Source organism: Pseudomonas sp. PSB11, assembly GCF_014596605.1.
Lineage (GTDB): Bacteria > Pseudomonadota > Gammaproteobacteria > Pseudomonadales > Pseudomonadaceae > Aquipseudomonas > Aquipseudomonas umsongensis.
Genome location: NZ_NOIO01000014.1, coordinates 95,350 through 115,526 on the forward strand (window position 1 = coordinate 95,350; position 20,177 = coordinate 115,526).

Genomic DNA, 20,177 nt, shown 5'->3' on the forward strand with positions numbered 1-20,177 from the left:
TTTTGTCCTCGATGCTGGCCGACTAGTGGCCTTGCAAGCCGAAGACCGATGTCTATGCTGACGCTAACTAACCATGCCGACCGTTATCGTCGGCATTGGATCATCGAGCCAAGCTGCCAGAGTGCGCAATTCAAGGCACCGACACACTTGCAGGAAGTTGTCTGGAAATGGAGTTCGCTTATGAGCACGTTAGGGCTGGCCCGACGCCGGGCTATCAAGAGAAGGATGTCTTGATGGGAGTGTCGCGATAAGGACTTCCTCCGATCGAACATCACCTATCACCTGTTCATTCCTCCTTTTTGGAGGGATGCGTGTACCTGTTCTATTGAACGTAGTGGTGGATTTGAAAGACCAGCAACTTTCATAAACGCGTATAGGTGGTACGACCATGTTTAACCTGCATCACAAGGCTGACCTGCTGGAAATCGAACGTTTCAGCTGCGCGCTGACTGAGGCCAACGCCAAGCTGGCTGCCGTCAGCCGGTCGATGGCGATGATTGAATTCAGTCCCGATGGCACGGTCCTCGATGCCAACGAGAATTTTTGCAAGGTCATGGGTTACAGCGCCGACGAAGTGCGCGGCAAACATCACCGGATATTCTGTGAAGAGGCGTTTTACCGCAGTGAGGAGTACGCCAGGTTGTGGCGAGACCTGGCGCGGGGCGAACCGATCAGCGGAACCTTTCTGCGCTTGGACAAAAGCGGCAAGGAGATCTGGCTCGAAGCCAGCTACATGCCGGTGCTGGGGCCGGACCGGCAGGTACGCAGCGTGATCAAGGTGGCCACCGACATTTCTGCCCGGGTTATCAAGGAACACGAAAACGAAAGCCGGCTCGCCGCGATTGGTCGCTCCATGGCGGTGATCGAATTCACCCCCGAAGGCCGAGTGATCAGCGCAAACGAAAACTTCCTGAAAACCACCCAGTACTCGCTCCATGAAATCGTCGGTCAGCATCACAGCATGTTCTGTCATCGTGCCGAAGCGGAATCCCAGGGCTACAGGAATTTCTGGGCCTCGCTGAACCGAGGCGAATATCACTCGCATCGTTTCGAGCGCAAGAACAAGCAGGGCCAGACGATATACCTGGAAGCTTCCTATAATCCGTTATTCGACGCCAAGGGCCGCCTTTACAAAGTGGTCAAGTTCGCCAGCGACATCACCCAACAAATGACGACCCTGCAAACCGCCGCGGATTCGGCTCACAGTACCTCGGTGCAAAACGACGCCTGCGCGCGCAAGGGCTCCGAGGTGGTGCAGCAAACGGTGCAGATCATCCAGGATATCTCCAGGGACTTGAACCAGGCGGCGCTGAGCATCGATGCGGTGAACCAACAGTCCGACATCATCGGCACCATCGTCCAGACCATCCGCGGGATTGCCGATCAGACCAACTTGCTGGCGCTCAACGCCGCCATCGAAGCGGCCCGTGCCGGCGAGCACGGGCGAGGGTTTGCCGTGGTGGCCGATGAAGTGCGCAGCCTTGCCGCACGCACCAGCCAGGCCACCCTGGAAATTGTCGATGTGGTGCGCAAGAACCACGACCTGTCATTGAGTGCGGTATCGAGCATGCAGTCGAGCCTGAGTCGAACCGGGCTGGGCGTGGAGCTGGCGAACGAGGCGGGGGAAGTGATCCTGGAAATCCAGCAGGGATCGCGCCATGTGGTGGACGCGATCAGTCAGTTCAACTCGACTTTGCAGTTGAACTGATCACCCCCTTGATTTCCCTGTAGGAGCGAGCTCTGCTCGCGATGGTCGTCAACGATGACGCTGGGATCCTGGCGCCCCGCGTCATTCTCGGGTTCATCGCGAGCATGCTCGCTCCTACAACAACCATCACAGCGAGGCGATGAGCTTGTCCACACCCTCGATACTGGTGTGTTCACCCTTGCGCTGGTCTTTCTCGGCTGCAGCCATCTGCGCCTTCTCCCGCACGCGCTGGGCTATTTCTTCGCCGATGGCTTGTTGTTTCTCCGGTGGCATCTGATCGATCTCCTCCTGGCTCAATCCCATCTCTTGCAGGATCGCATCGCGCATGCGCTGTTCCGGGGTCTTGCTCATGTAGTCTTTGAAGTCGGCTGTCGCCGAAGCATCGCCGATCCTGTCTTTTACGTCCTCAGGCAGCGGCGCGGAGGTTGCCTGTAGGCCAACGCGGGTCTTGGCGAACGCTTCGTCGACGTTATCGCTGATGCGAGTGGCTTCATTCACCTGTTGCGTGGCCAGATGCGTGGCGGATTCCTCGACCTGGGTGCTGGTTTGCGTGGTTTGCGCCTGCAGGTTGTTCTGCAAGGCCTGCGTCATGACGCTTTGCAGGCCGGCGGCGGCTTCCGCGGTCGGATCCTCACCGGGGCGTTTGGGAAGGGGGGTTACCAGGTTTAATTTTGCACTGACCAACATGATAAGCGGACCTTGTAGGTATTGGCGGTGCAGTGCTTCAGCAAATAGTATGCCCGTAGATAAAATATCAATTAAATCAAATTGTTAGAATGAATTAACCCCAATAGGCAAGGTGGGTTTGCGGTCAGGCCTTGCCGCCGGGCGGCAGCGGTCGACCGCTATCGGAAGTGGCTCAAGGCAAGCCGTTACAGCAGTGTTTGAGAAACCCCGGGTGTTGCGCCAGGCGTTTGAAATACTCGTCGACGGCCGAATAGTCGGGACGCTCCATGGGCGTCATCAGCCAACGGTTGACCGAGAGTCCGATGACAATGTCGGCCACGGTGAATTTTGCCCCGGCGACATACGCCTTGGTGGTTGCGAGCTGATGTTCGAGGATGGCCATTTTCTGGTTCCAACCGCGCACGCTGATGTCAATGCGATGCGTATCCTGGTATTCCGGATCCTTGCGCACCAGCGCCATGAACGCATAACTCCAGGACGAATTGAGATCGGTGGCTTGCCAATCCATCCACTGTTCCACCCGCGCACGGGCGGCCGGTTCGCTGGGTAGCAGCTCCGTGTGGTGATGCTGGTGCCTGGCGCAGAGGTAGCGGCATATGGTGTTGGATTCCCACAGCACACCGGCCTCATCGATGATCACCGGCACCTGCGCGTTGGGGTTGTACCGGAGAAACTCAGGGCTGTGGGTCGAGGCAAAACCGCTGCCCCAATCCTCGCGTTCGTAGGAAAGGCCCAACTCCTCACAGGTCCACAGGACCTTTCTGACGTTGATCGACGAGGCTTTTCCCAGAATCTTCAGTGTGTGTTCCATTGTGCTACTCCGTTAGCGTATGTGCGCTTCAGGAAATTAACAGTTTTTCAGCCACAGCGAGCACTCAGCGGGATGAGAAACACATTCAAGACTAGTTGAAATCCCAAGGCGTGGGCGTCGCACCGCTTGACGGTACGGCGTGTCGGATCTGCGACCAGGCAGATCGAACACGGTCTTGGGCCGACTAACCAAGCCTGTGTTCTTGCTGGCGTAGCATTCATTTCTGCGTGAAGCGCAGGACGAAATGTGTTTCGAAATACAGCTGCGGGCCCGGATTGCCTCGTAGGCCTGGTCGCCAGGAGGCATCCGGTTTCGCGGCGCTATCGTTTCATAGCGGGGGGAAGTACCGGACTCAAGTACTCTCGCGTACCTTCAGCTCAAACCCCATGTCCTGCACAGGTTTTGCTACTGTGTTGCCAGCCATCAGCGTCAGCATCTGCTCCGCCGCACGACGGCCGATGGCTTCGCGCGGCGTGTTGATGCTGCTCAGGCGCGGGACCATGTGCTCCGACATCGGCAAATCGTTGAAGCCAAGAATCGCCACCTGTTCGGGAATCTTGATCCCGCAGCGCATGGCCTCAAGCAAGGCGCCCTGGGCCAGGTCGTCGTTGCCGAAGAAAATCGCATCGACATCGGGGTGACTGGCCAGCAGTTGCAGAAACAGCTCGCCGCCCAAGCCGACGGACGAGGCGCGCGGGGTCAGCACTTCCAGGTCGGGGTCATACAGGCCGGCCTTTTTCAGGGCTTTGCGAAAACCTTCACCGCGCAACAGAGTGCGTTGGTCCAATTGCGCACCGATGTAGGCCAGGCGCTTGCGCCCACGCGAGAGTAAATGCTCGGCCGCCGTTTCGCCGGCAGCCAATTGCGAGAAGCCGACGCAATTGAGCCCGGCAGCACTGTCGAGCTCCATCATGTACACGCACGGGATGTTGCTGGCCTCGATCATCCGTCGCGAACTTTCGGTGCGGTCGAAACCGGTCAGCAGCAAGCCACGGGGCTGATAGGCCATGTAGTTGCGCAGCAGGTTTTCTTCTTCGTCGCGCGAGTAATGGAAGTTGCCGATCAGCACCTCGAAGCCCTTGGGGCGCAACACCTGATGAATGGCTTCCAGGGTGTCGATGAACAGCAGGTTGGACAAGGACGGCACCAACACCACCACCGAATGGCTCTGCGCCGAAGCCAAGGCACGGGCCGCGGGGTTGACCACGTAGTTGAGTTCCAGCGCGGCTTTCTGGACTTTTTCCACCAGTTCGGTGGCCACCGTGCTGACCCCGCGCAAGGCGCGCGAAGCGGTAATCGGACTGACGCCGGCCAGGCGTGCCACTTCGTTCAGGGTTGGGCGGCCAGTGGTGCGGGTATTTTTATCGTTTTTAGTTGAAGTCATCGACGGCTTGCCAAACAAAATTCAAGGCACTAAGGTAGCGCTGTCTCGATGCAGCTGCAAATGCGTAAGTGGGGGTTCGCCTGATCCTCGCTTTTTGGCGTTGGGACAAACATGCTGCAACCCACAAAAATGACAAGAAGGCGTCGGCAACTTCTACTTTTGATCGAGTGTCATAGCTTGCAAAGGTAGCGCTGTCTGCGCGCTGAGGTGTTACATGAATCATCCCATCACCGCCCTGGTCATCATGGGCGTTGCCGGTTGCGGCAAGACGTGCGTCAGCGAAGCCCTGTGCCAACTGAGCGGCGCCACTGCCATTGAAGGCGACTCTTTCCATCCTGCCGCCAATATCGAAAAGATGAGCGCGGGAATTCCCCTGAACGATGAAGACCGTGCCGGCTGGCTCGACAGCCTGTGCGATGAGTTGCGCCGCATCGATGCCCTGGGCCAGCGCCCGGTGCTGACCTGCTCGGCGCTCAAGCACATCTATCGCGAACAACTGCGCAGTGCCTTGCCAGGCCTGGGTTTTGTGTTCCTGGAGCTGACCCCGGAAGTCGCCGCCGAACGCGTCTCCCATCGGCCGGGCCATTTCATGCCGGCAACCCTGATCGAAAGTCAGTTCGCCACCCTCGAGTCTCCCAAGGGCGAGCCACTGACACTGGCGCTCAATGCCTCGATCCACAGCGTTGACGAACTGGCTGTCCAGGCACACCTCTGGTGGCTCGAGCATGGCTTGAAGCGCGCCAGTTAATTTTTTGCTTGTAGAGATAGCGCTGTCCTTATGGCTTTCGAATTACCCGCTTTAATAACAACAACAACCAGGAGACACCCCTAATGTTTGGCATGTCCCACGAGACGTTTCTGCTGCTTGACGCAGTGGTCACGGTGATCGGACTTATCGTCCTGATCACCAAGTTCAAGCTCCACCCTTTCATTGCCCTGATCATCGCCGCCGCTTTCCTCGGGCTGACCTCAGGCATGCCGATCGGCACCATCATCAAGGCGTTCCAGGACGGCTTTGGTGGCGTGCTCGGTTTCGTCGGGATCATCCTGGCGCTGGGGACCATGCTCGGAAAAATGATGGCCGAGTCGGGCGGGGCGGACCAGATCGCCCAGACCCTGATCCGCGCCTTCGGCAAGGACAAGGTGCAGTGGGCAATGATGTTCGCTGCCTTCCTGGTGGGCATCCCGCTGTTCTTCGAAATCGGCTTCGTACTGTTGATTCCGCTGGTGTTCATCGTTGCCCGCCGCACTGGCGTGTCGATCATCAAGATCGGTATCCCGCTGCTGGCCGGTCTGTCCGCGGTGCATGGCCTGGTGCCGCCGCACCCGGGTCCGTTGCTGGCCATCGGCGTGTTCGGTGCCGACATCGGTAAAACCATTCTGTACGGCCTGATCGTTGCGCTGCCGACAGCGATCATTGCCGGCCCGATCTTCGGTACGTTCATCGCCAAGCACATCCCCGGTCATCCGAATCAGGAACTGGTGGACCAACTGGCGCGTGAATCGGATGCAGGCGATCTGCCGAGCTTCGGCATCACCCTGGTCACCGTGTTGTCGCCAGTGTTCCTGATGCTGCTGAAAACCTTTGCCGATGTGGTGCTGCCGGACGGCAACTTCTTCCGCACTTTCATGGACCTGATCGGTCACCCGATCTCGGCGCTGCTGCTGGCGTTGCTGCTGTCGCTGTACACCTTCGGCTACAAGCAGGGCATCGGTTCGCAACAGATGCTCAAATGGCTGGACGCGAGCCTCGCACCGACTGCCGCGATCATCCTGATCATCGGTGCCGGTGGTGGCTTCAAGCAGATGCTGGTGACCAGCGGCGTGGGTGACGTGATCGGCCACATGGCGGTGGCCGCGCAAATTTCGCCGATCCTGTTGGCGTGGCTGGTGGCGGCGGTGATTCGTATTGCCACCGGTTCGGCGACCGTTGCAACCATTACTGGCGCCGGCATCGTGGTGCCGGTGGTGGGGATGATTCCGGGTGTGAACCGTGAGCTGCTGGTGCTGGCCACCGGTGCCGGTTCCTTGATCCTGTCTCACGTGAACGACGCCGGTTTCTGGCTGGTGAAGCAGTACTTCAACATGACCGTGGCCGAAACCTTCAAGACCTGGACGGCGATGGAAACCATCCTGTCGGTGGTGGGGTTGGGCTTTATCCTGTTGTTGTCGTTGTTCGTATAAGCAATACCGCACGGATTTTGTAGGAGCCGGCTTGCTGGCGATGCAGGCGACTTGGTTGAACGTCATAACCGAGTCGGCGATCGTCAGCAAGCTGAAGTGGTCCTAAAGGTTCGGTGTCGGACGTTTTATATTCTGACTAGCCTACCCTCCTTAAGCATTTCGCAACTCCCGCGGTTTACCTGATGGTTTGGTTTGTTGAGGGGGAGGGGCGTCACCTCTCTTCAGGGCCTCAAGTCGACTCTCATAATCGGAAGTCCAACTGTAGCCAGAGCTGAAGCTGGAAACCGACGTGTTGCGAGACACAGTCGGATTCTGTGCGCCAGTTACTTCATTTGCTTGTCTTGTTTCAGGCGTATTGCTTATGCCATGGGAATACGAGGGAGGATAATGCCTCTCGGCATTGGGTCTGCGCGACTTCCCTAATGGGACCTTACGACTGGGCGTATGGAAAGGCGCTTGGCTGTTTTTCATTGCATCCTCCATTGCACCCAAAAACCATCCCTTTTTTTCAGCCGGTTTGACTAGGGTGGCGGATCGGCTCGTACTTGCGCCAGTTGGACCGACACCAGAAAAAAGCTCATTGAAGAACGCAAATGCTTTAAAAACCCAACCCTCTCCTGTCGGATCCGTTCGCATCACCGGCTCGCACCCACAGTACGCATAGGCATTTAATCCACCCTTCCCGAATGGACTGAATTTGTCCGGGCTATGAAAATGCATCAATCGCGGATTGTAGACGCGGTAACCATTCCCCAAAAAATACCAGTCAGTCCTCGCCTCGCGCAGTTCGCCGTTAAAACCCACGTGCGTCATGACCTTCTGCTGGGCAGACTGCTGACCATAGGGGAAATACGCCATGTGATTGATACAACCAGCCACTTCGGCGAGTACAGAGCTTTTGCTGTCGCTCGCTAACAGCACGGTGTGTTGCCGAAGACGAGGTCTGTGATTGGACGGATTGGATGGGGACATGAAGAACCTCTTCGTATGACTACAAGTCAATAAAGGTCTCCAGCATTTCACGTTGTCCCTGAGCCGGGAACTGACAGAACTACCAGGTAGCGAGAGTGCAATACAAAGCCAAATGTGAGAGCGGGCTTGCTCGCCAAAGCGTTGTGTCAAACACATCCATGGTGACTGATGCACCGCATTCGCGAGCAAGCCCGCTCCCACTGTTTTTTGTGTCAGGCGTTGGTTTTGGTGCCTAGACCATCCGCCCGGAACATTGTGCGAATCCCGCGTACGGCCTGACGAATCCGGTCCTGGTTTTCGATCAGCGCAAAGCGCACGTGATCATCCCCATACTCACCAAAACCAACACCCGGCGAGACGCAGACCTTGGCCTCGGCCAGCAGTTTCTTGGCGAACTCCAGCGAGCCCAGGTGCGCATAGGCCTCGGGAATCTTGGCCCAGACGTACATCGACGCTTTCGGGTTTTCCACCATCCAGCCCAATTCATGCAAGCCTTTGACCAGCACGTTACGGCGCTGCCGATACTGTTCGGCGATATCGCGCACACATTGCTGATCGCCTTCAAGTGCCGCAATGGCCGCCACTTGCAGCGGGGTGAAAGTGCCATAGTCGTGGTAGCTCTTGATCCGCGCCAGGGCGTTGACCAGTTCCGGATTGCCGACCATGAAACCGATACGCCAGCCCGCCATGTTGTAGCTCTTGGACAGGGTGAAGAATTCGACGGCGATGTCCTTGGCGCCGGGTACCTGCATGATCGACGGGGCTTTCCAGCCGTCGTAGACGATGTCGGCGTAGGCCAGGTCATGCACCACCAGCACGTCGTACTGCTTGGCGAGGGCGATCACCCGTTCGAAGAAATCCAGCTCCACGCATTGGGCGGTGGGGTTGGACGGGAAACCAAGGATCATCATCTTCGGTTTCGGGATCGAACCGCGAATGGCTCGTTCCAGTTCAGCGAAGAAATCCACGCCCGGCACCAGCGGCACCGAACGCACCTGGGCGCCGGCAATTACGGCACCGTAGATGTGGATCGGGTAGCTCGGGTTGGGTACCAGCACGGTGTCGCCCTGGTCGAGGGTGGCCAACATCAAGTGTGCCAGGCCTTCCTTGGAACCGATGGTGACAATGGCCTCGCTTTCCGGGTCGATGTCGACCTCGTAGCGCTCCTTGTACCAATTGGAAATGGCTCGGCGCAGGCGCGGAATACCCTTGGACGTGGAGTAGCCATGGGTGTCTGCGCGCTGGGCGACAGTGACCAGTTTTTCGACGATGTGTGGCGGGGTGGCGCCGTCGGGGTTGCCCATGCTCAAGTCGATGATGTCTTCGCCACGACGACGGGCGGCCATCTTCAGCTCGGCAGTGATGTTGAAAACGTAGGGGGGGAGTCGATCGATGCGCGCAAAGCGGCGCGGCGAACCTTGTTCGGCCATTGTTGCCTCGGATAACGTAAGCGCCCGGAACCGTCCGAGCGACGCTGGCCACTGCGGTGGCCTGTGGCGGAATGTACGATCAGCTATGGCAGACTGTCCAGCCTCAACGTAAACAAATTTTTCCAAAGGAAAGGGTTTAATGGAATTTACCAGTGGCTTCTTGTTGAGCCTTTCGCTGTGCCTGGACATCGGCGTCGCCAATATCGCGATGATCACGTTGGCGATGCAGCGCGGCTATTTTCAAGGCTTCGCCCTGGGCTTGGGCACCTGCGTCGGTGACCTGATCTACGCCGTGCTGGCGCTGGCCGGCATGACGGTTTTGCTGCAATACGAAACCGTGCGCTGGGTGCTGTGGATCGGCGGTTCGGCGCTATTGGTCTATTTCGCGGCGAAGATGATTTACTCGGCTATCCACCATGAGGCGCTGTTGGCCGAAACCGCCGAGGTGGGACATAACTCCCATCGCAAAGAGTTTTTCCGTGGGATTTTTCTCGCCATGTCGTCGCCGAGCGCGATTCTCTGGTTCGCCGCAGTGGGTGGCACGTTGATCGCCCGTTCCGGTGGCGGCGGTCCGCTCAGCTCCGCGCTGTTTCTTGGCGGGTTTCTCTGCGCTGGCTTGCTGTGGTCCGCCGGACTATGTTTCGCAGCGAGCCACGGCGGCAAGTTGCTCGGCGACAAGCTGCTGCGTTACTCCTACCTGGCATCGGCGGCGATCTTCTGCTATTTCGCGGTGTACGTGATTCTATCGGGTTACAACGAGTTTGTCGGCGCAGGTGCCGTCGAGCCCTTGCACGCGCTGTAACTGGGCGAATCGGGTTTGGCTTCTATACTCCCAGCCGAACCCACTTTTACCTTCCAGGAGTCGAGTCATGGATGAACAAACAAGCGTCGAAGTGACGGAACCCCGCTTCGAACATGGACACTTCCTGCTGATCGCAGGGCTTGGCGGACACTTCACCCAGCAAACCGTAAAAGACATTCCCGAACTCTGGGAAAAATTCATTCCTCATATTGGCAATGTTCCAGGGCAAAAGGGCGAAGTGACCTACGGCGTCTGCTGCAATTTCGATGACAAGGGCGGCTTTGATTACATCGCGGGTGTCGAGATCAGCAAGCTCGATGATTTGCCGGACACCTACCGCTGGGTCGAGATCCAGCCTCAGCAGTATGTGGTGTTCGAACACAAGGGGCCGCTGGAGTCTTTGCCGCAGACCTTCCAGTACATCCATGGCACGTGGCTTCCGCAGTCCGGGCGCGAGCTGCTGAACGCCCCGGAATTCGAGCGCTACAGCGAAGACTTCAACCCCAGGCTCAAGACCGGCAAGCTGGAACTCTGGTTGCCGATCAAGGCATGACCCCTGTGTCGGGAGGCGGATCAAAAACGATTCGTCTCTCGATGTCCTATCGACGCTGCTTTATGATCCTCGTCCTTTCCAACTGATTTGCGACTCGCCATGAACACCGTCATCCGCCACGTCACGCCCGCTGATCTGGACCGCTGCTACGCCATCGAAACCCTGGCTTATGAAGGCGACGAAGCCGCCACCCGCGAAAAAATAGCCACCCGCATCGCCACCTGGCCTGAGGGCTTCATCGTCGCTGAAGTGGATGGAGTGGTCGCCGGATTCATCAATTCCGGAGCGGCGTTCCAGGTGGAAATGTCCGACGAAGCGTTCAAGGAACTGATTGGCCACGATCCGGCGGGCCCGCACGTGGTGATCATGTCGGTGGTCGTGCACCCGGACTATCAGGGGCAGGGCCTGGCGAAGCGCTTGATGGGCGAGTTCATCGAACGTATGCGTGCGATGGGCAAGGTCAGCATCAACCTGATGTGCAAGGAACGACATATTCCTTTGTATGCGGGCTTTGGTTTTGCCTACATCAAGCCGTCGGCGTCCGACCATGGCGGCATGGCTTGGCATGAGATGGTGCTGAACCTCTAAACCCGACGCAGAATCGTTGTAGGAGCGAGCCTGCTCGCGAAAAACCAGAGGGCACCGCGGGGCGTCAGGTTTCCCGCGTCATCGTTGACCTCCATCGCGAGCATGCTCGCTCCTACAGGGGGGCGTGTGTGCCGGTCAGAACAGCAGCCCCATCCGCCGCTCATAGCCGATCCGGCCCTTGTACGCCTCGCCGCTGTCGACGAAACCATACTTGGCATACAACGCAATGGCGGCGTCGTTGTCGGCATCCACCGACAATTCCAATCCCCTGATTTCCGGCCACGCCAGGCGCGCCACCTCTGGCAGCGCTTGCAGGCAGGCCTTGCCATAACCCTTGCCCTGCGCGCGCTGGTCGACTTGCAACGCATGCAGTGTGGCGCTGTGTTCATCGGCCCAGTGCGGCAGCACCGGTGGGCGTTTGAGCAGCAGAAAGGCCACGGGCACCGCATCAGCCAGCAGGGCAAATCCCTTGACGCCGGGGCCGGGCCTGGACAACAGGGTGTGTAACGCACCGTGAATGTCGCCTGAAAACCTGGTTTGTTCCGGATGCACTTCGATCGCCTCGACCTGCTGGCGCTGCAGCGCGTTCAGGCTTTCGTAAGGTACGAGTCGGGCTGTCACTGGAGTGTCCTTTTTCCAACAGAAATGAGTCTTGGATTCTAGCGAGTTTGCGTTCATGGATTATTTTTATTTCGACTGTCGATCTGGCGGATCGCCAGTCGACTAAGGGTGTCTTCACTCTTTAAACCACGGAGAACCACCATGAACGATACCCACGAAATCCAGAACCTGATCGCCACCTACCGTGAAGCGGTCATCTCGAAGGACGTCGAGAAAATCATGGCCCTGTACGCCGACGACATCGTCTCCTACGACGCGGTCAAGGCCCTGCAATTTCGCGGCAAGGCCGCCTACCGCGCGCATTGGCTGGAGTGCATGGAAATGTGCCAGGGCCAGCATACATTCGACTTCGACCACATGAACATCGTGGCCGATGAGCACATCGCCTTCGCCCATTGGCTGGCCCATTGCGGCGGCACTAACGAGCAGGGCGAAACCCAGGCCTGCTGGATGCGCGTGACCGCCTGCTATCGGCGCGAAGCCGGGCAATGGCGCATCGTCCACGAACACTGGTCGGCCCCGTTCGACATGACGAGCGGCACGACCTTGTTCAACCTGCAACCCTGATCGTCGGTTCGCGACACAAGACCACCCAACTGCAGCCATAGTTATCCGTTCAATCAGGAGAGTGCGATGAAGTATTTATGCCTGGTCTACAGCGATGAGCACTTGCTGCATTCGCTGCCCGAGAGCCCCAAGGACGAGGAGTGCCTGGCCTATGCCGAGGCTGTCCAGGGCAGCGGCCGGATGGTCGCCGCCGAGGCCCTGGAGTCGGTGCAGACCGCCACCACGGTGCGCATGCGCAACGGCAAGATGTCGATCACCGACGGCCCGTTCGCCGAAACCAAGGAGCAGTTGGCCGGCTTTTACCTGATCGATGCCAAGGACCTCAACGAAGCCCTCCAGATTGCCGGGAACATCCCGGCGGCGCGGGTCGGCAGTGTCGAAGTGCGCCCCGTCCGACAGTTGAATCCTTAAGATGCCGGGGCTGTCGGTACAGGCCAGGGTCGAGCAGGTTTATCGCCAGGAGTCGCGACGCATTCTTGCGACCCTGATTCGCCTGCTCGGCGATTTCGACCTGGCCGAAGAGGCATTGCATGAGGCGTTTTTCGTAGCGGTCGAACGCTGGCAGCAGGACGGTGTGCCGGATAATCCGCGCGCCTGGCTGGTCTCCACCGGGCGCTTCAAGGCCATCGATGTGCTGCGCCGGCGCGCACGTTTTGCCGCGTCCCGACCGCTGCTGGTCGCGCAGCTGGAGGCGCTGGAGCAGGCCGACTGGAGTGACGAAGACGTGGAAGACGATCGCCTGCGCCTGATCTTCACCTGTTGCCACCCGGCATTGGCGCCTGACGCGCAGGTGCCGTTGACCCTGCGCGAAGTCTGCGACCTGACCACGGAAGAAATCGCCCGGGCTTTTCTATCGGCACCGGCCACCATCGCCCAGCGCATCGTGCGCGCCAAGGCGAAAATCCGTGATGCGAAAATCCCTTATCAGGTGCCATCCCTTTCGGAACTGCCCGAGCGCCTCGACAGCGTGCTGCGGGTGATTTACCTGGTGTTCAACGAAGGCTATTCGGCGTCCGTCGGTGCGCAAGTGACCCGCGAAGACTTGACCCGTGAAGCGATCCGCCTGGGGCGTTTGTTGATGGAGTTGCTGCCGGAGCCGGAGGTCGTGGGCTTGCTGGCCCTGATGTTGTTACACGAGTCTCGGCGCCTGGCCAGGACCTGCGCGGACGGCGACCTGATTTTGCTGGACGACCAGGACCGCACGCTGTGGGACTCGCAAATGATTGCCGAAGGCTGTGCGCTGGTGGAGCGGGCATTGGGCTCCCGACGATTTGGTCCGTATTGCCTGCAAGCGGCGATTGCGGCGGTGCACGCCGAAGCGCCGTCGATCGAGGAAACCGACTGGGCGCAGATCGTCGGGCTGTATGAGGTGTTGCTGCGGGCGTGGCCGTCTCCGGTGATCGAATTGAATCGGGCGGCGGCGATCTCCAGGCGCGATGGACCGTTGGCAGGGCTGACGCTGGTCGAGGGGATTCTGGCGCGTGGTGAGCTGCTCGAGTACCACTTGGCGCATTCGGCGCGGGCGGAGTTCTGTCGACAGTTGGGCAGGGTGGCGCAGGCGCGGGCGGCCTATGAGCGGGCGCTGGAGTTGACGCAGCAAGCACCGGAGCGGCGGTTTATTGAGGCTCGGTTGCGGTCGTTGGAGTGATGTGATTTTTGCTGTCCTCTTCGCGAGCAGGCTCGCTCCCACAGGGAATGACGTGCACCACAAACCCCTTGTGGGAGCGAGCCTACTCGCGAAGAGGCCAGTAGCGACACCCTATTCCAGCATCTTGCCCAGCAACCAACTCCCAGCCGGCCCCGGCGGATGCAAGCGTGACCACAGCGCATCCACCGACACCGTTTTTGGCCAGCCACGCACCTGCAGCTCTTGCAAGGTTCCCGGGCCGAAGCGTGCTACCAGCCAGCGTGGCAGCGGTGCCCAGCCAAAACCACCCTGGGCCATTTCCAGCAGCATCAAATAACTCGGCGCCGACCAGACGCGCCCCTTTGCACGGCTCTCATACGGATTGACGATGGTCGCCAGGCGCAGTTCGCGATGCTGTTGCAGTACGTCCTGGTCGATGTGTTCCAGCGTCGCCAGAGGATGTTGGGGTGACACGAACAGGGCGATTTCCGTGCGTTCATCCACCGTCGAATTGACCAGGTCCGGTGGATAACTGTCCTGCATTTCGGCGAAGGCTATCTGCGCCCGGCCACTCTGCACCAAGGCCACCAGATCGTCGCATTCGGCGATCAGGCATTCGAGCTCCAGGTCCGGATAACGCTGTTCGAACGCACTGAGCGAGGCTTCGAATCGGTCGGATTGATAAGTGTCCGAGAGCGCCACGGTCAGCTTCGCCTCGACGCCTTGGGACAGTTGGCTGGCGGTCATTTCCAGGCGGCTGGTGGCGGCCAGGATCTCTTCGGCCCGTTGCAGCATCACGTGCCCGGCCGGGGTCAGGCTGGGCTTGCGGCTGCTGCGGTCGAACAGCGTCAGGTTCAGATCGATTTCCAGGCTGGCGACGGCGGCGCTGATGGTCGACTGACTGCGGCCCAGCTTGCGCGCTGCCGCGGAAAACGAGCCTTGGGTCGCTGCCTGGACGAACGCCTGCAACACTTCCTGGGACGCCATGAACTATCGCCTTGATCGATGGTTATTGGTTATGAAGTATCGGCATGAAGCTGGATGATGGCAATCGTCGTCACTCAAGGAGTCAGGCCATGAGCGCCAATAAATCCATTACCGAACGTATTTTCCAGGCCATTGGTTTCGAACTGTTGGCCATCCTGATTTGTACGCCTTTGCTGGCATGGATCATGGATAAACCGATGGTGGAAATGGGCGTCGTCACCGTTGTCATTGCCGTATTGGCCCTGGCCTGGAACGTGGTTTTCAACGGCCTGTTCGACCGCATGCTCAAGCGTTTCGCCATTGCGCACAACGCCTGGGTCCGGGTGGTGCACGCGCTGTTGTTCGAAGGCGGCCTGGTGGCCCTCGGCGTACCGTTGATTGCGTGGTGGCTGAATGTCAGCCTGTGGCAAGCGTTCCTGCTGGATATCGGCGTGCTGCTGTTTTTCCTGCCGTACACCTACGTTTACCACTGGGTGTATGACGTGGTGCGCGAGCGGGTGGTCATTCGCGCGACGTCCAACGCGTAATCTGCTGATACCATCTTTTGAATACGCTCGCGTTTTCTGTAGGAGCTGGCTTGCCAGCGAAGACGTCCGAAAGACCAGCGCCAGGCTGGAGGACGCCTTCGCTGGCAAGCCAGCTCCTACAAAGGATTGGCGTTAAAACAGTTGGGTGAACAGCCAATAGAGACTGCCCGACAACACAATCGCCGCCGGCAAGGTCAACACCCAGGCCATCAGCAGATTGCGGATGGTCTTCATCTGTAAGCCACCGCCATTGGCAACCATGGTCCCGGCCACCCCTGAAGACAGCACATGGGTGGTCGAGACCGGCAAGCCGAACAGGTCGGCGGCACCGATGGTCAGCATGGCCACGGTCTCCGCCGAGGCACCTTGCGCGTACGTCAGGTGGGTGTTGCCGATTTTCTCGCCCACGGTCACCACGATACGCTTCCAGCCGACCATGGTGCCCAGGCCCAGCGCTATCGCCACGGCGATCTTTACCCACAACGGGATGAAGCGCGTGGCGTTGTCAATTTGCTGCTTGAACAGCTGCAGTTTGCCGGTGGTGTCGGCGTCGAAGTTACCGACCTTGTTCTTGTCCATCAGGCGAATGGTTTCGCTGGTCAGGTACATGTCGTTGCGCACGTTGCCCATGGCCTCGGCCGGCACTTTGGACAGCGAACCATACCCCTTCACTTCGTTGCCGATGTTGCCGGCCAGCGCCGTGAGAGCGGGGATCAGTTGCGGCGTGACATCTTTGCTGCGCACGTAATCGGAGAGAATCGCTCGCGGGTCGGCCGGAGCCGGCAACGGTGCACTCTTGACCAGCGCCTGTTGGGTCACTTCAGCCACCGCGGCGAACTGCAACGCCTGATCCGCGGGCATGGTGCGGTTCAGCGCATACGCCATCGGCAAGGTCCCGACCAGGATCAGCATGATCAGCCCCATGCCTTTCTGACCGTCATTGGAGCCGTGGGCGAAGGACACGCCGGTGCAGGTCAGGATCAACATGCCGCGAATCCACCACGGCGGCGGGGTATTGCCCTTGGGCGCCTTGTACAGCGCGCGATTCTTGACGAAGACACGCAAGGCCAACAGCAACAGCGCGGCGCAGACGAAGCCGACCAGTGGCGAGAGCAACAAGGCGTAGCCGACCTTGGTCGCCTGCGCCCAGTCCACACCGCTGGTGCCGTCACGCCCGTGCATCAGGGCATTGGCCACGCCGACTCCGATGATCGAACCGATCAAGGTGTGCGACGACGATGCTGGCAAGCCCAGCCACCAAGTCCCGAGGTTCCACAGGATCGCGGCGATCAGCAGGGCGAAGATCATGGCGAAGCCGGCGGAGGAGCCGACTTGCAGGATAAGCTCCACCGGCAATAACGCGATGATGCCGAATGCCACCGCGCCACTGGACAGCAGCACCCCGAGGAAGTTGAAGAACCCGGACCATACCACCGCGAAATTCGGTGGCAGCGAGTGCGTATAGATCACCGTGGCAACAGCGTTGGCGGTGTCGTGGAAACCGTTGACGAACTCAAAACCCAAGGCAATCAGCAAGGCCACGCCCAGCAGGAGGAATGGCGTCCAGGTGGTCACCACCGTGCCAAGTTCACTCACGTCGTGCATCAGGCTGTAGGCGGTGAACAGCAGCCCGATACTCAGTACTGCAAAAAACACCACCAGGGTGAATACACCGGGTTTCTTGTCGAAATGTGGATGGGCGCTACGGGCGGGCGCCGGGGCGGCAGTAAAGGAGGGGCTGGCCATGCCGGACATTCCTGGGAAGGGTAGGAGTGTCGCCCATGATCGTTGCGAAGTATTACAGGAGAACTGAGCTGGATCAGGTTTTGGTTTTTTACGGCGACCACCCGTCGAAAGATCGCTCGCGTCTACAAATCCTGACGCTTGCGAAACGCCCAGCGTCCTGCAATCAGGGTAAAGGTCGCAACCAGCGCCACCAGAATCCAGAACCCCTCCGGGTCCTGTGAGAGCGGCACCCCACCCACGTTCATGCCGAAGAAACCGGCAATGATATTGATCGGCAAGGCCAGCACCGTCACCACCGTGAGGGTGAACAGGGTGCGGTTACTCTGTTCGTTGAGGTTGGCGGCGATTTCCTCCTGCAGCAGCTTGATCCGTTCGCCCAGCGCCGTGAGGTCGTTGATGATCAGCGCAAACTCCTCGGTGGACTTGCGCAACTCCTTGACGTCTTCCTTCTGCAACCAGGGCGGCGGGCGATTGAGCAGGCGCAGCAACGAGCCGGGCTCCAGCGCCAGCAGGCGTTGCAGACGCACCAGCACCCGACGATTGGCCCCCAGTTCCGCACGGTTGGTCGACAGGCGCGAGGACAGCAGTTCATCTTCGACCTGATCCACGCTCAGGCTGGTCTTGCGCACGATCTGGGTCAGCACTTCGCCCTGGTCACGCAGCAGATGCACCAGCAACTCCAGCGGCGAGCGGAAGCATTCACCGGCCTTTACCGACGAACGTAGCTTGTCCACCGAATGCAGCGGTTGCAGGCGTGCGCTGATGAGCAGTCGACTGCGCGCGCAGACCCACAGGGTCGAGACATCCGAGGACGTCATGCTGCTGAGGTTGAACACAACGTCGTTGACCACCGCCAGCAATGCCGAATCCACATGTTCGATGCGCGTCGACCGTGAGCCCTCATGCAGGGCCTCGAAAAACTCGTCGGGCAGTTCCAGATGGCTCTTCATCCAGCGTTCGCACGCGGCATGGGCGAGGTTCAGGTGCAGCCAGAGAAATTGCTCGGTGTCTTGCGGATGTTGCAGGTACTGCAAGGCCCTGGCCGAATCGATCTCCTGGCCGCGCTCACCGGGACGAAAGCTGAAACCGTAAAGCAGGCCGAACAGATCCGGATCGCGATGACTGTGATCGATGCTGTGGTTCATGAGGGCTCGCATGGGGGGGCGCCTGTCGCGTGTTTTACAGGTTCACGTGAGCCGCATCATCGCAAGGCTGGATGACGAATTTGTGACCTCGGCCAGATCGGCCACTCAAACGCAAAAAAGCCGCACGAGGGGAAATCGTGCGGCTTTTTGTGGTGTGCATCAGTCGTCTTTTTTGTTCTTCAGGACTTCGCCGGTGGCGGCATTCAGGTCCACGTCCCATTCAACTTTGTTGGCATCGAGCAACTCGACTTCGTACTCATAGCCGTTGAAGTGGTTGTCCAGCTCGCTGTCAGTAATCGTGGCACCCGGGTGCAGCTTCATTACGATCTGGTTCAGCTCTTCCAGCGGCTTGATCTTGCTATCCTTGACCAACTGAGGGATCTGGTCGACGGGCACGTCTTTGGCCTGGGCCAGGCCGGCGGTGAAGGTCAGGGCGGCAGCGGTGAACAGTGCGGTCAGGGTTCTCATGAGGTTCATTCCTTGGGTGAGCCGTTTAAGTGGGATCAGATTAATTGTGGCAACTTAATTCACGCTTAAATTCCCTTGAACCGAATGATCAATATCCATTATTGCGTAGCACCTGCGCCACACTTGCCGTCGCCGGGCGCTTGTAGAACTTGAGCAATTCGCTGGCGCGGTTGGTGAAAATACCGTCGACCCCGGCATCCATGACTTTCTGGAAGTCCGCCGCCTCATCAATGGTGTAGACATGCACCAGCAGGCCCTGATCGTGGGTGTACTGGTTCATCCACGGCTGCACCAGGTCGGCGTAGCTCTGATCGCCACCGTGGGTCAGTGCAGCGGACGGGCCTGTGCCGATCGCACCCTGGGACTTGGCGTAGTCGACCCAACGCTGGAATTCGGCTTGGTCTTTCGGTTGCTGTCTAGCGTAGTAAGCGGCCTTATCCTTCTCGCCGGACTCGGCAAAGCTCACTGTCGATTTTGGCTCGATGCTGCCTTCGCCGACCCACAGCAACAGGATCTTCGGCACCTGCGGCATTTCCTTTTGCAACAGTTCGAGGCTGCTCTTCTCGAAGGTTTGCAGCACCACCTTGCCTTTGCCCTGGCCAACGCCCAGTGCGCTTTTGGCCAGCTTCGACCCCGCGGGGCTCAGCCAGCCGCGATCCTGGAGTTTTTCCTTGAGATCGTGTTCGATGCCGGGAAACTGCTTTGGCTCCTTGGTTTCGATATACAGGCCAGGCTTGTGCAGTGGATTGCCTTGGGCGATGTCGATGATTTCATCGAGGGTGAGGATTTTCAGGCCGGCAAACGCAGGCTGCGCGCGATCTGGATAGGCCGTGTTGAACCAACTGCCGGCGTCCAGGGTTTTCAGCTCGGCCATGGTGAAGGCGTTGGCCGGGCTGTCCTTGCGTTCGGGGAACTTGCTGGCGACGTCGGTGGTGCGTTGCAGATTATTGTCATGCAGGGCGAACAGCACGCCATCCTTGCTGCGCTGCAGGTCCAGTTCCAGATAATCGACGCCCAGGTCGCGGGCCAATTTATAGGCGGCCGCGGTGGATTCCGGTGCATCGAAAGACGCGCCACGGTGGGCGATCACCGCCGGGTGTGGAATGCCCGCGCGGGTCGCCAATGCGGCGGGGCCGGGTTCGCTGGCGGCTTGGGCTTGGCCCAGGACTAGCAGCAAACTCAGGAGCAGGGCGCTTTGGGTGAAGGTGGCCGGCATGGTCGAGATCCTTTCGCGATAGGTTTCAAAGAGGTCTCTTTTAACAAGTGAACCGGACAAGCGCTATCGTCAGACCGACATAAACCTGTTCAAAGCAGATGTTTACCGCGCTTTTGTGCACTGTCGCTGCTTTTGCGTTTCTTGCCCCCTCACG

20 protein-coding genes and 2 pseudogenes are annotated in these 20,177 nt (G+C 59.2%); 11 read left to right on the forward strand and 11 right to left on the reverse strand.

The annotated features are described in order from the left end of the window. Positions 1–493: 493 nt before the first annotated feature. Positions 494–1,162 (forward strand): annotated as a pseudogene (locus CGA21_RS30425) (PAS domain-containing protein); the annotation flags it as partial. 135 nt (positions 1,163–1,297) lie between these two features. Beyond that, a pseudogene (locus tag CGA21_RS30430) lies at positions 1,298–1,708 on the forward strand (methyl-accepting chemotaxis protein); the annotation flags it as partial. 126 nt (positions 1,709–1,834) lie between these two features. Here CGA21_RS30430 and CGA21_RS17285 read toward each other — a convergent pair. The 3 genes from CGA21_RS17285 to CGA21_RS17295 form a co-directional block, all read right to left on the reverse strand. Continuing rightward, a complete protein-coding gene (locus CGA21_RS17285) occupies positions 1,835–2,395 on the reverse strand; it encodes a hypothetical protein (protein ID WP_110748779.1) in 561 nt (186 codons plus the stop codon). 172 nt (positions 2,396–2,567) lie between these two features. Beyond that, a complete protein-coding gene (locus CGA21_RS17290) occupies positions 2,568–3,206 on the reverse strand; it encodes a glutathione S-transferase family protein (RefSeq protein WP_110748780.1) in 639 nt (212 codons plus the stop codon). Positions 3,207–3,558: 352 nt separating this feature from the next. Next, the gene (locus CGA21_RS17295; protein WP_020797076.1) at positions 3,559–4,590 is read right to left on the reverse strand and encodes a LacI family DNA-binding transcriptional regulator; all 1,032 of its coding nucleotides are present in this window, start codon (positions 4,588–4,590) and stop codon (positions 3,559–3,561) included. 214 nt (positions 4,591–4,804) lie between these two features. On the opposite strand from CGA21_RS17295, the gene CGA21_RS17300 reads away from it, so the two are divergent. Next, positions 4,805–5,338: a gluconokinase gene (locus tag CGA21_RS17300; RefSeq protein WP_110748784.1), complete on the forward strand. Its 534-nt coding sequence runs from the start codon at positions 4,805–4,807 to the stop codon at positions 5,336–5,338. 83 nt (positions 5,339–5,421) lie between these two features. Continuing rightward, a complete protein-coding gene (locus tag CGA21_RS17305) occupies positions 5,422–6,774 on the forward strand; it encodes a GntP family permease (RefSeq protein ID WP_110748786.1) in 1,353 nt (450 codons plus the stop codon). Between the two features lie 150 nt (positions 6,775–6,924). Here CGA21_RS17305 and CGA21_RS17310 read toward each other — a convergent pair whose 3' ends face one another. Together CGA21_RS17310 and alaC are read right to left on the reverse strand one after the other, a co-directional pair. Then, the gene (locus tag CGA21_RS17310) at positions 6,925–7,746 is read right to left on the reverse strand and encodes an RHS repeat-associated core domain-containing protein (protein ID WP_188264674.1); all 822 of its coding nucleotides are present in this window, start codon (positions 7,744–7,746) and stop codon (positions 6,925–6,927) included. 212 nt (positions 7,747–7,958) lie between these two features. Then, positions 7,959–9,176 carry an alanine transaminase gene (gene alaC, locus CGA21_RS17315; RefSeq protein WP_110748790.1) on the reverse strand — a complete coding sequence of 406 codons (1,218 nt, stop codon included), beginning with the start codon at positions 9,174–9,176 and terminating at the stop codon, positions 7,959–7,961. A 139-nt stretch (positions 9,177–9,315) separates the two neighbouring features. On the opposite strand from alaC, the gene CGA21_RS17320 reads away from it, so the two are divergent. The 3 genes from CGA21_RS17320 (at position 9,316) to CGA21_RS17330 (ending at position 11,119) form a co-directional block, all read left to right on the forward strand. Further along, a complete protein-coding gene (locus tag CGA21_RS17320; protein WP_110748792.1) occupies positions 9,316–9,978 on the forward strand; it encodes a LysE family translocator in 663 nt (220 codons plus the stop codon). 67 nt (positions 9,979–10,045) lie between these two features. Further along, positions 10,046–10,531: a GyrI-like domain-containing protein gene (locus CGA21_RS17325; protein ID WP_110748794.1), complete on the forward strand. Its 486-nt coding sequence runs from the start codon at positions 10,046–10,048 to the stop codon at positions 10,529–10,531. A 99-nt stretch (positions 10,532–10,630) separates the two neighbouring features. Then, the gene (locus tag CGA21_RS17330) at positions 10,631–11,119 is read left to right on the forward strand and encodes a GNAT family N-acetyltransferase (protein WP_110748796.1); all 489 of its coding nucleotides are present in this window, start codon (positions 10,631–10,633) and stop codon (positions 11,117–11,119) included. Between the two features lie 135 nt (positions 11,120–11,254). Here CGA21_RS17330 and CGA21_RS17335 read toward each other — a convergent pair whose 3' ends face one another. Continuing rightward, complete coding sequence (locus CGA21_RS17335; protein WP_188264675.1) at positions 11,255–11,740, reverse strand: GNAT family N-acetyltransferase; 486 nt, start codon at positions 11,738–11,740, stop codon at positions 11,255–11,257. Between the two features lie 141 nt (positions 11,741–11,881). Between CGA21_RS17335 and CGA21_RS17340 the strand changes: the two genes are divergently transcribed. From CGA21_RS17340 to CGA21_RS17350, 3 genes are all read left to right on the forward strand, one after another. Then, positions 11,882–12,307 (forward strand): YybH family protein, encoded by a 426-nt coding sequence (locus CGA21_RS17340; protein ID WP_188264676.1) that lies wholly within the window; start codon positions 11,882–11,884, stop codon positions 12,305–12,307. Positions 12,308–12,373: 66 nt separating this feature from the next. Continuing rightward, the gene (locus CGA21_RS17345; protein ID WP_188264677.1) at positions 12,374–12,718 is read left to right on the forward strand and encodes a YciI family protein; all 345 of its coding nucleotides are present in this window, start codon (positions 12,374–12,376) and stop codon (positions 12,716–12,718) included. A gap of 1 nt (position 12,719) precedes the next feature. Beyond that, the gene (locus CGA21_RS17350) at positions 12,720–13,955 is read left to right on the forward strand and encodes an RNA polymerase sigma factor (RefSeq protein WP_188264678.1); all 1,236 of its coding nucleotides are present in this window, start codon (positions 12,720–12,722) and stop codon (positions 13,953–13,955) included. A 111-nt stretch (positions 13,956–14,066) separates the two neighbouring features. Here CGA21_RS17350 and CGA21_RS17355 read toward each other — a convergent pair whose 3' ends face one another. Next, positions 14,067–14,921 (reverse strand): LysR family transcriptional regulator, encoded by an 855-nt coding sequence (locus tag CGA21_RS17355; protein ID WP_110748806.1) that lies wholly within the window; start codon positions 14,919–14,921, stop codon positions 14,067–14,069. A gap of 89 nt (positions 14,922–15,010) precedes the next feature. On the opposite strand from CGA21_RS17355, the gene CGA21_RS17360 reads away from it, so the two are divergent. Next, positions 15,011–15,448 carry a multidrug/biocide efflux PACE transporter gene (locus CGA21_RS17360; protein WP_188264679.1) on the forward strand — a complete coding sequence of 146 codons (438 nt, stop codon included), beginning with the start codon at positions 15,011–15,013 and terminating at the stop codon, positions 15,446–15,448. A 132-nt stretch (positions 15,449–15,580) separates the two neighbouring features. On the opposite strand, the gene CGA21_RS17365 is transcribed toward CGA21_RS17360, so the two are convergent. The 4 genes from CGA21_RS17365 to CGA21_RS17380 form a co-directional block, all read right to left on the reverse strand. Then, the gene (locus CGA21_RS17365; RefSeq protein WP_188264680.1) at positions 15,581–17,194 is read right to left on the reverse strand and encodes an inorganic phosphate transporter; all 1,614 of its coding nucleotides are present in this window, start codon (positions 17,192–17,194) and stop codon (positions 15,581–15,583) included. Between the two features lie 122 nt (positions 17,195–17,316). Then, the gene (locus tag CGA21_RS17370) at positions 17,317–18,339 is read right to left on the reverse strand and encodes a transporter (protein ID WP_110749056.1); all 1,023 of its coding nucleotides are present in this window, start codon (positions 18,337–18,339) and stop codon (positions 17,317–17,319) included. 159 nt (positions 18,340–18,498) lie between these two features. Continuing rightward, positions 18,499–18,807, reverse strand: a complete 309-nt coding sequence (locus CGA21_RS17375; RefSeq protein WP_188264681.1) for a PepSY domain-containing protein — start codon at positions 18,805–18,807, stop codon at positions 18,499–18,501. A gap of 88 nt (positions 18,808–18,895) precedes the next feature. Beyond that, positions 18,896–20,023, reverse strand: a complete 1,128-nt coding sequence (locus tag CGA21_RS17380) for a glycerophosphodiester phosphodiesterase (protein WP_188264682.1) — start codon at positions 20,021–20,023, stop codon at positions 18,896–18,898. Positions 20,024–20,177 lie beyond the last annotated feature (154 nt).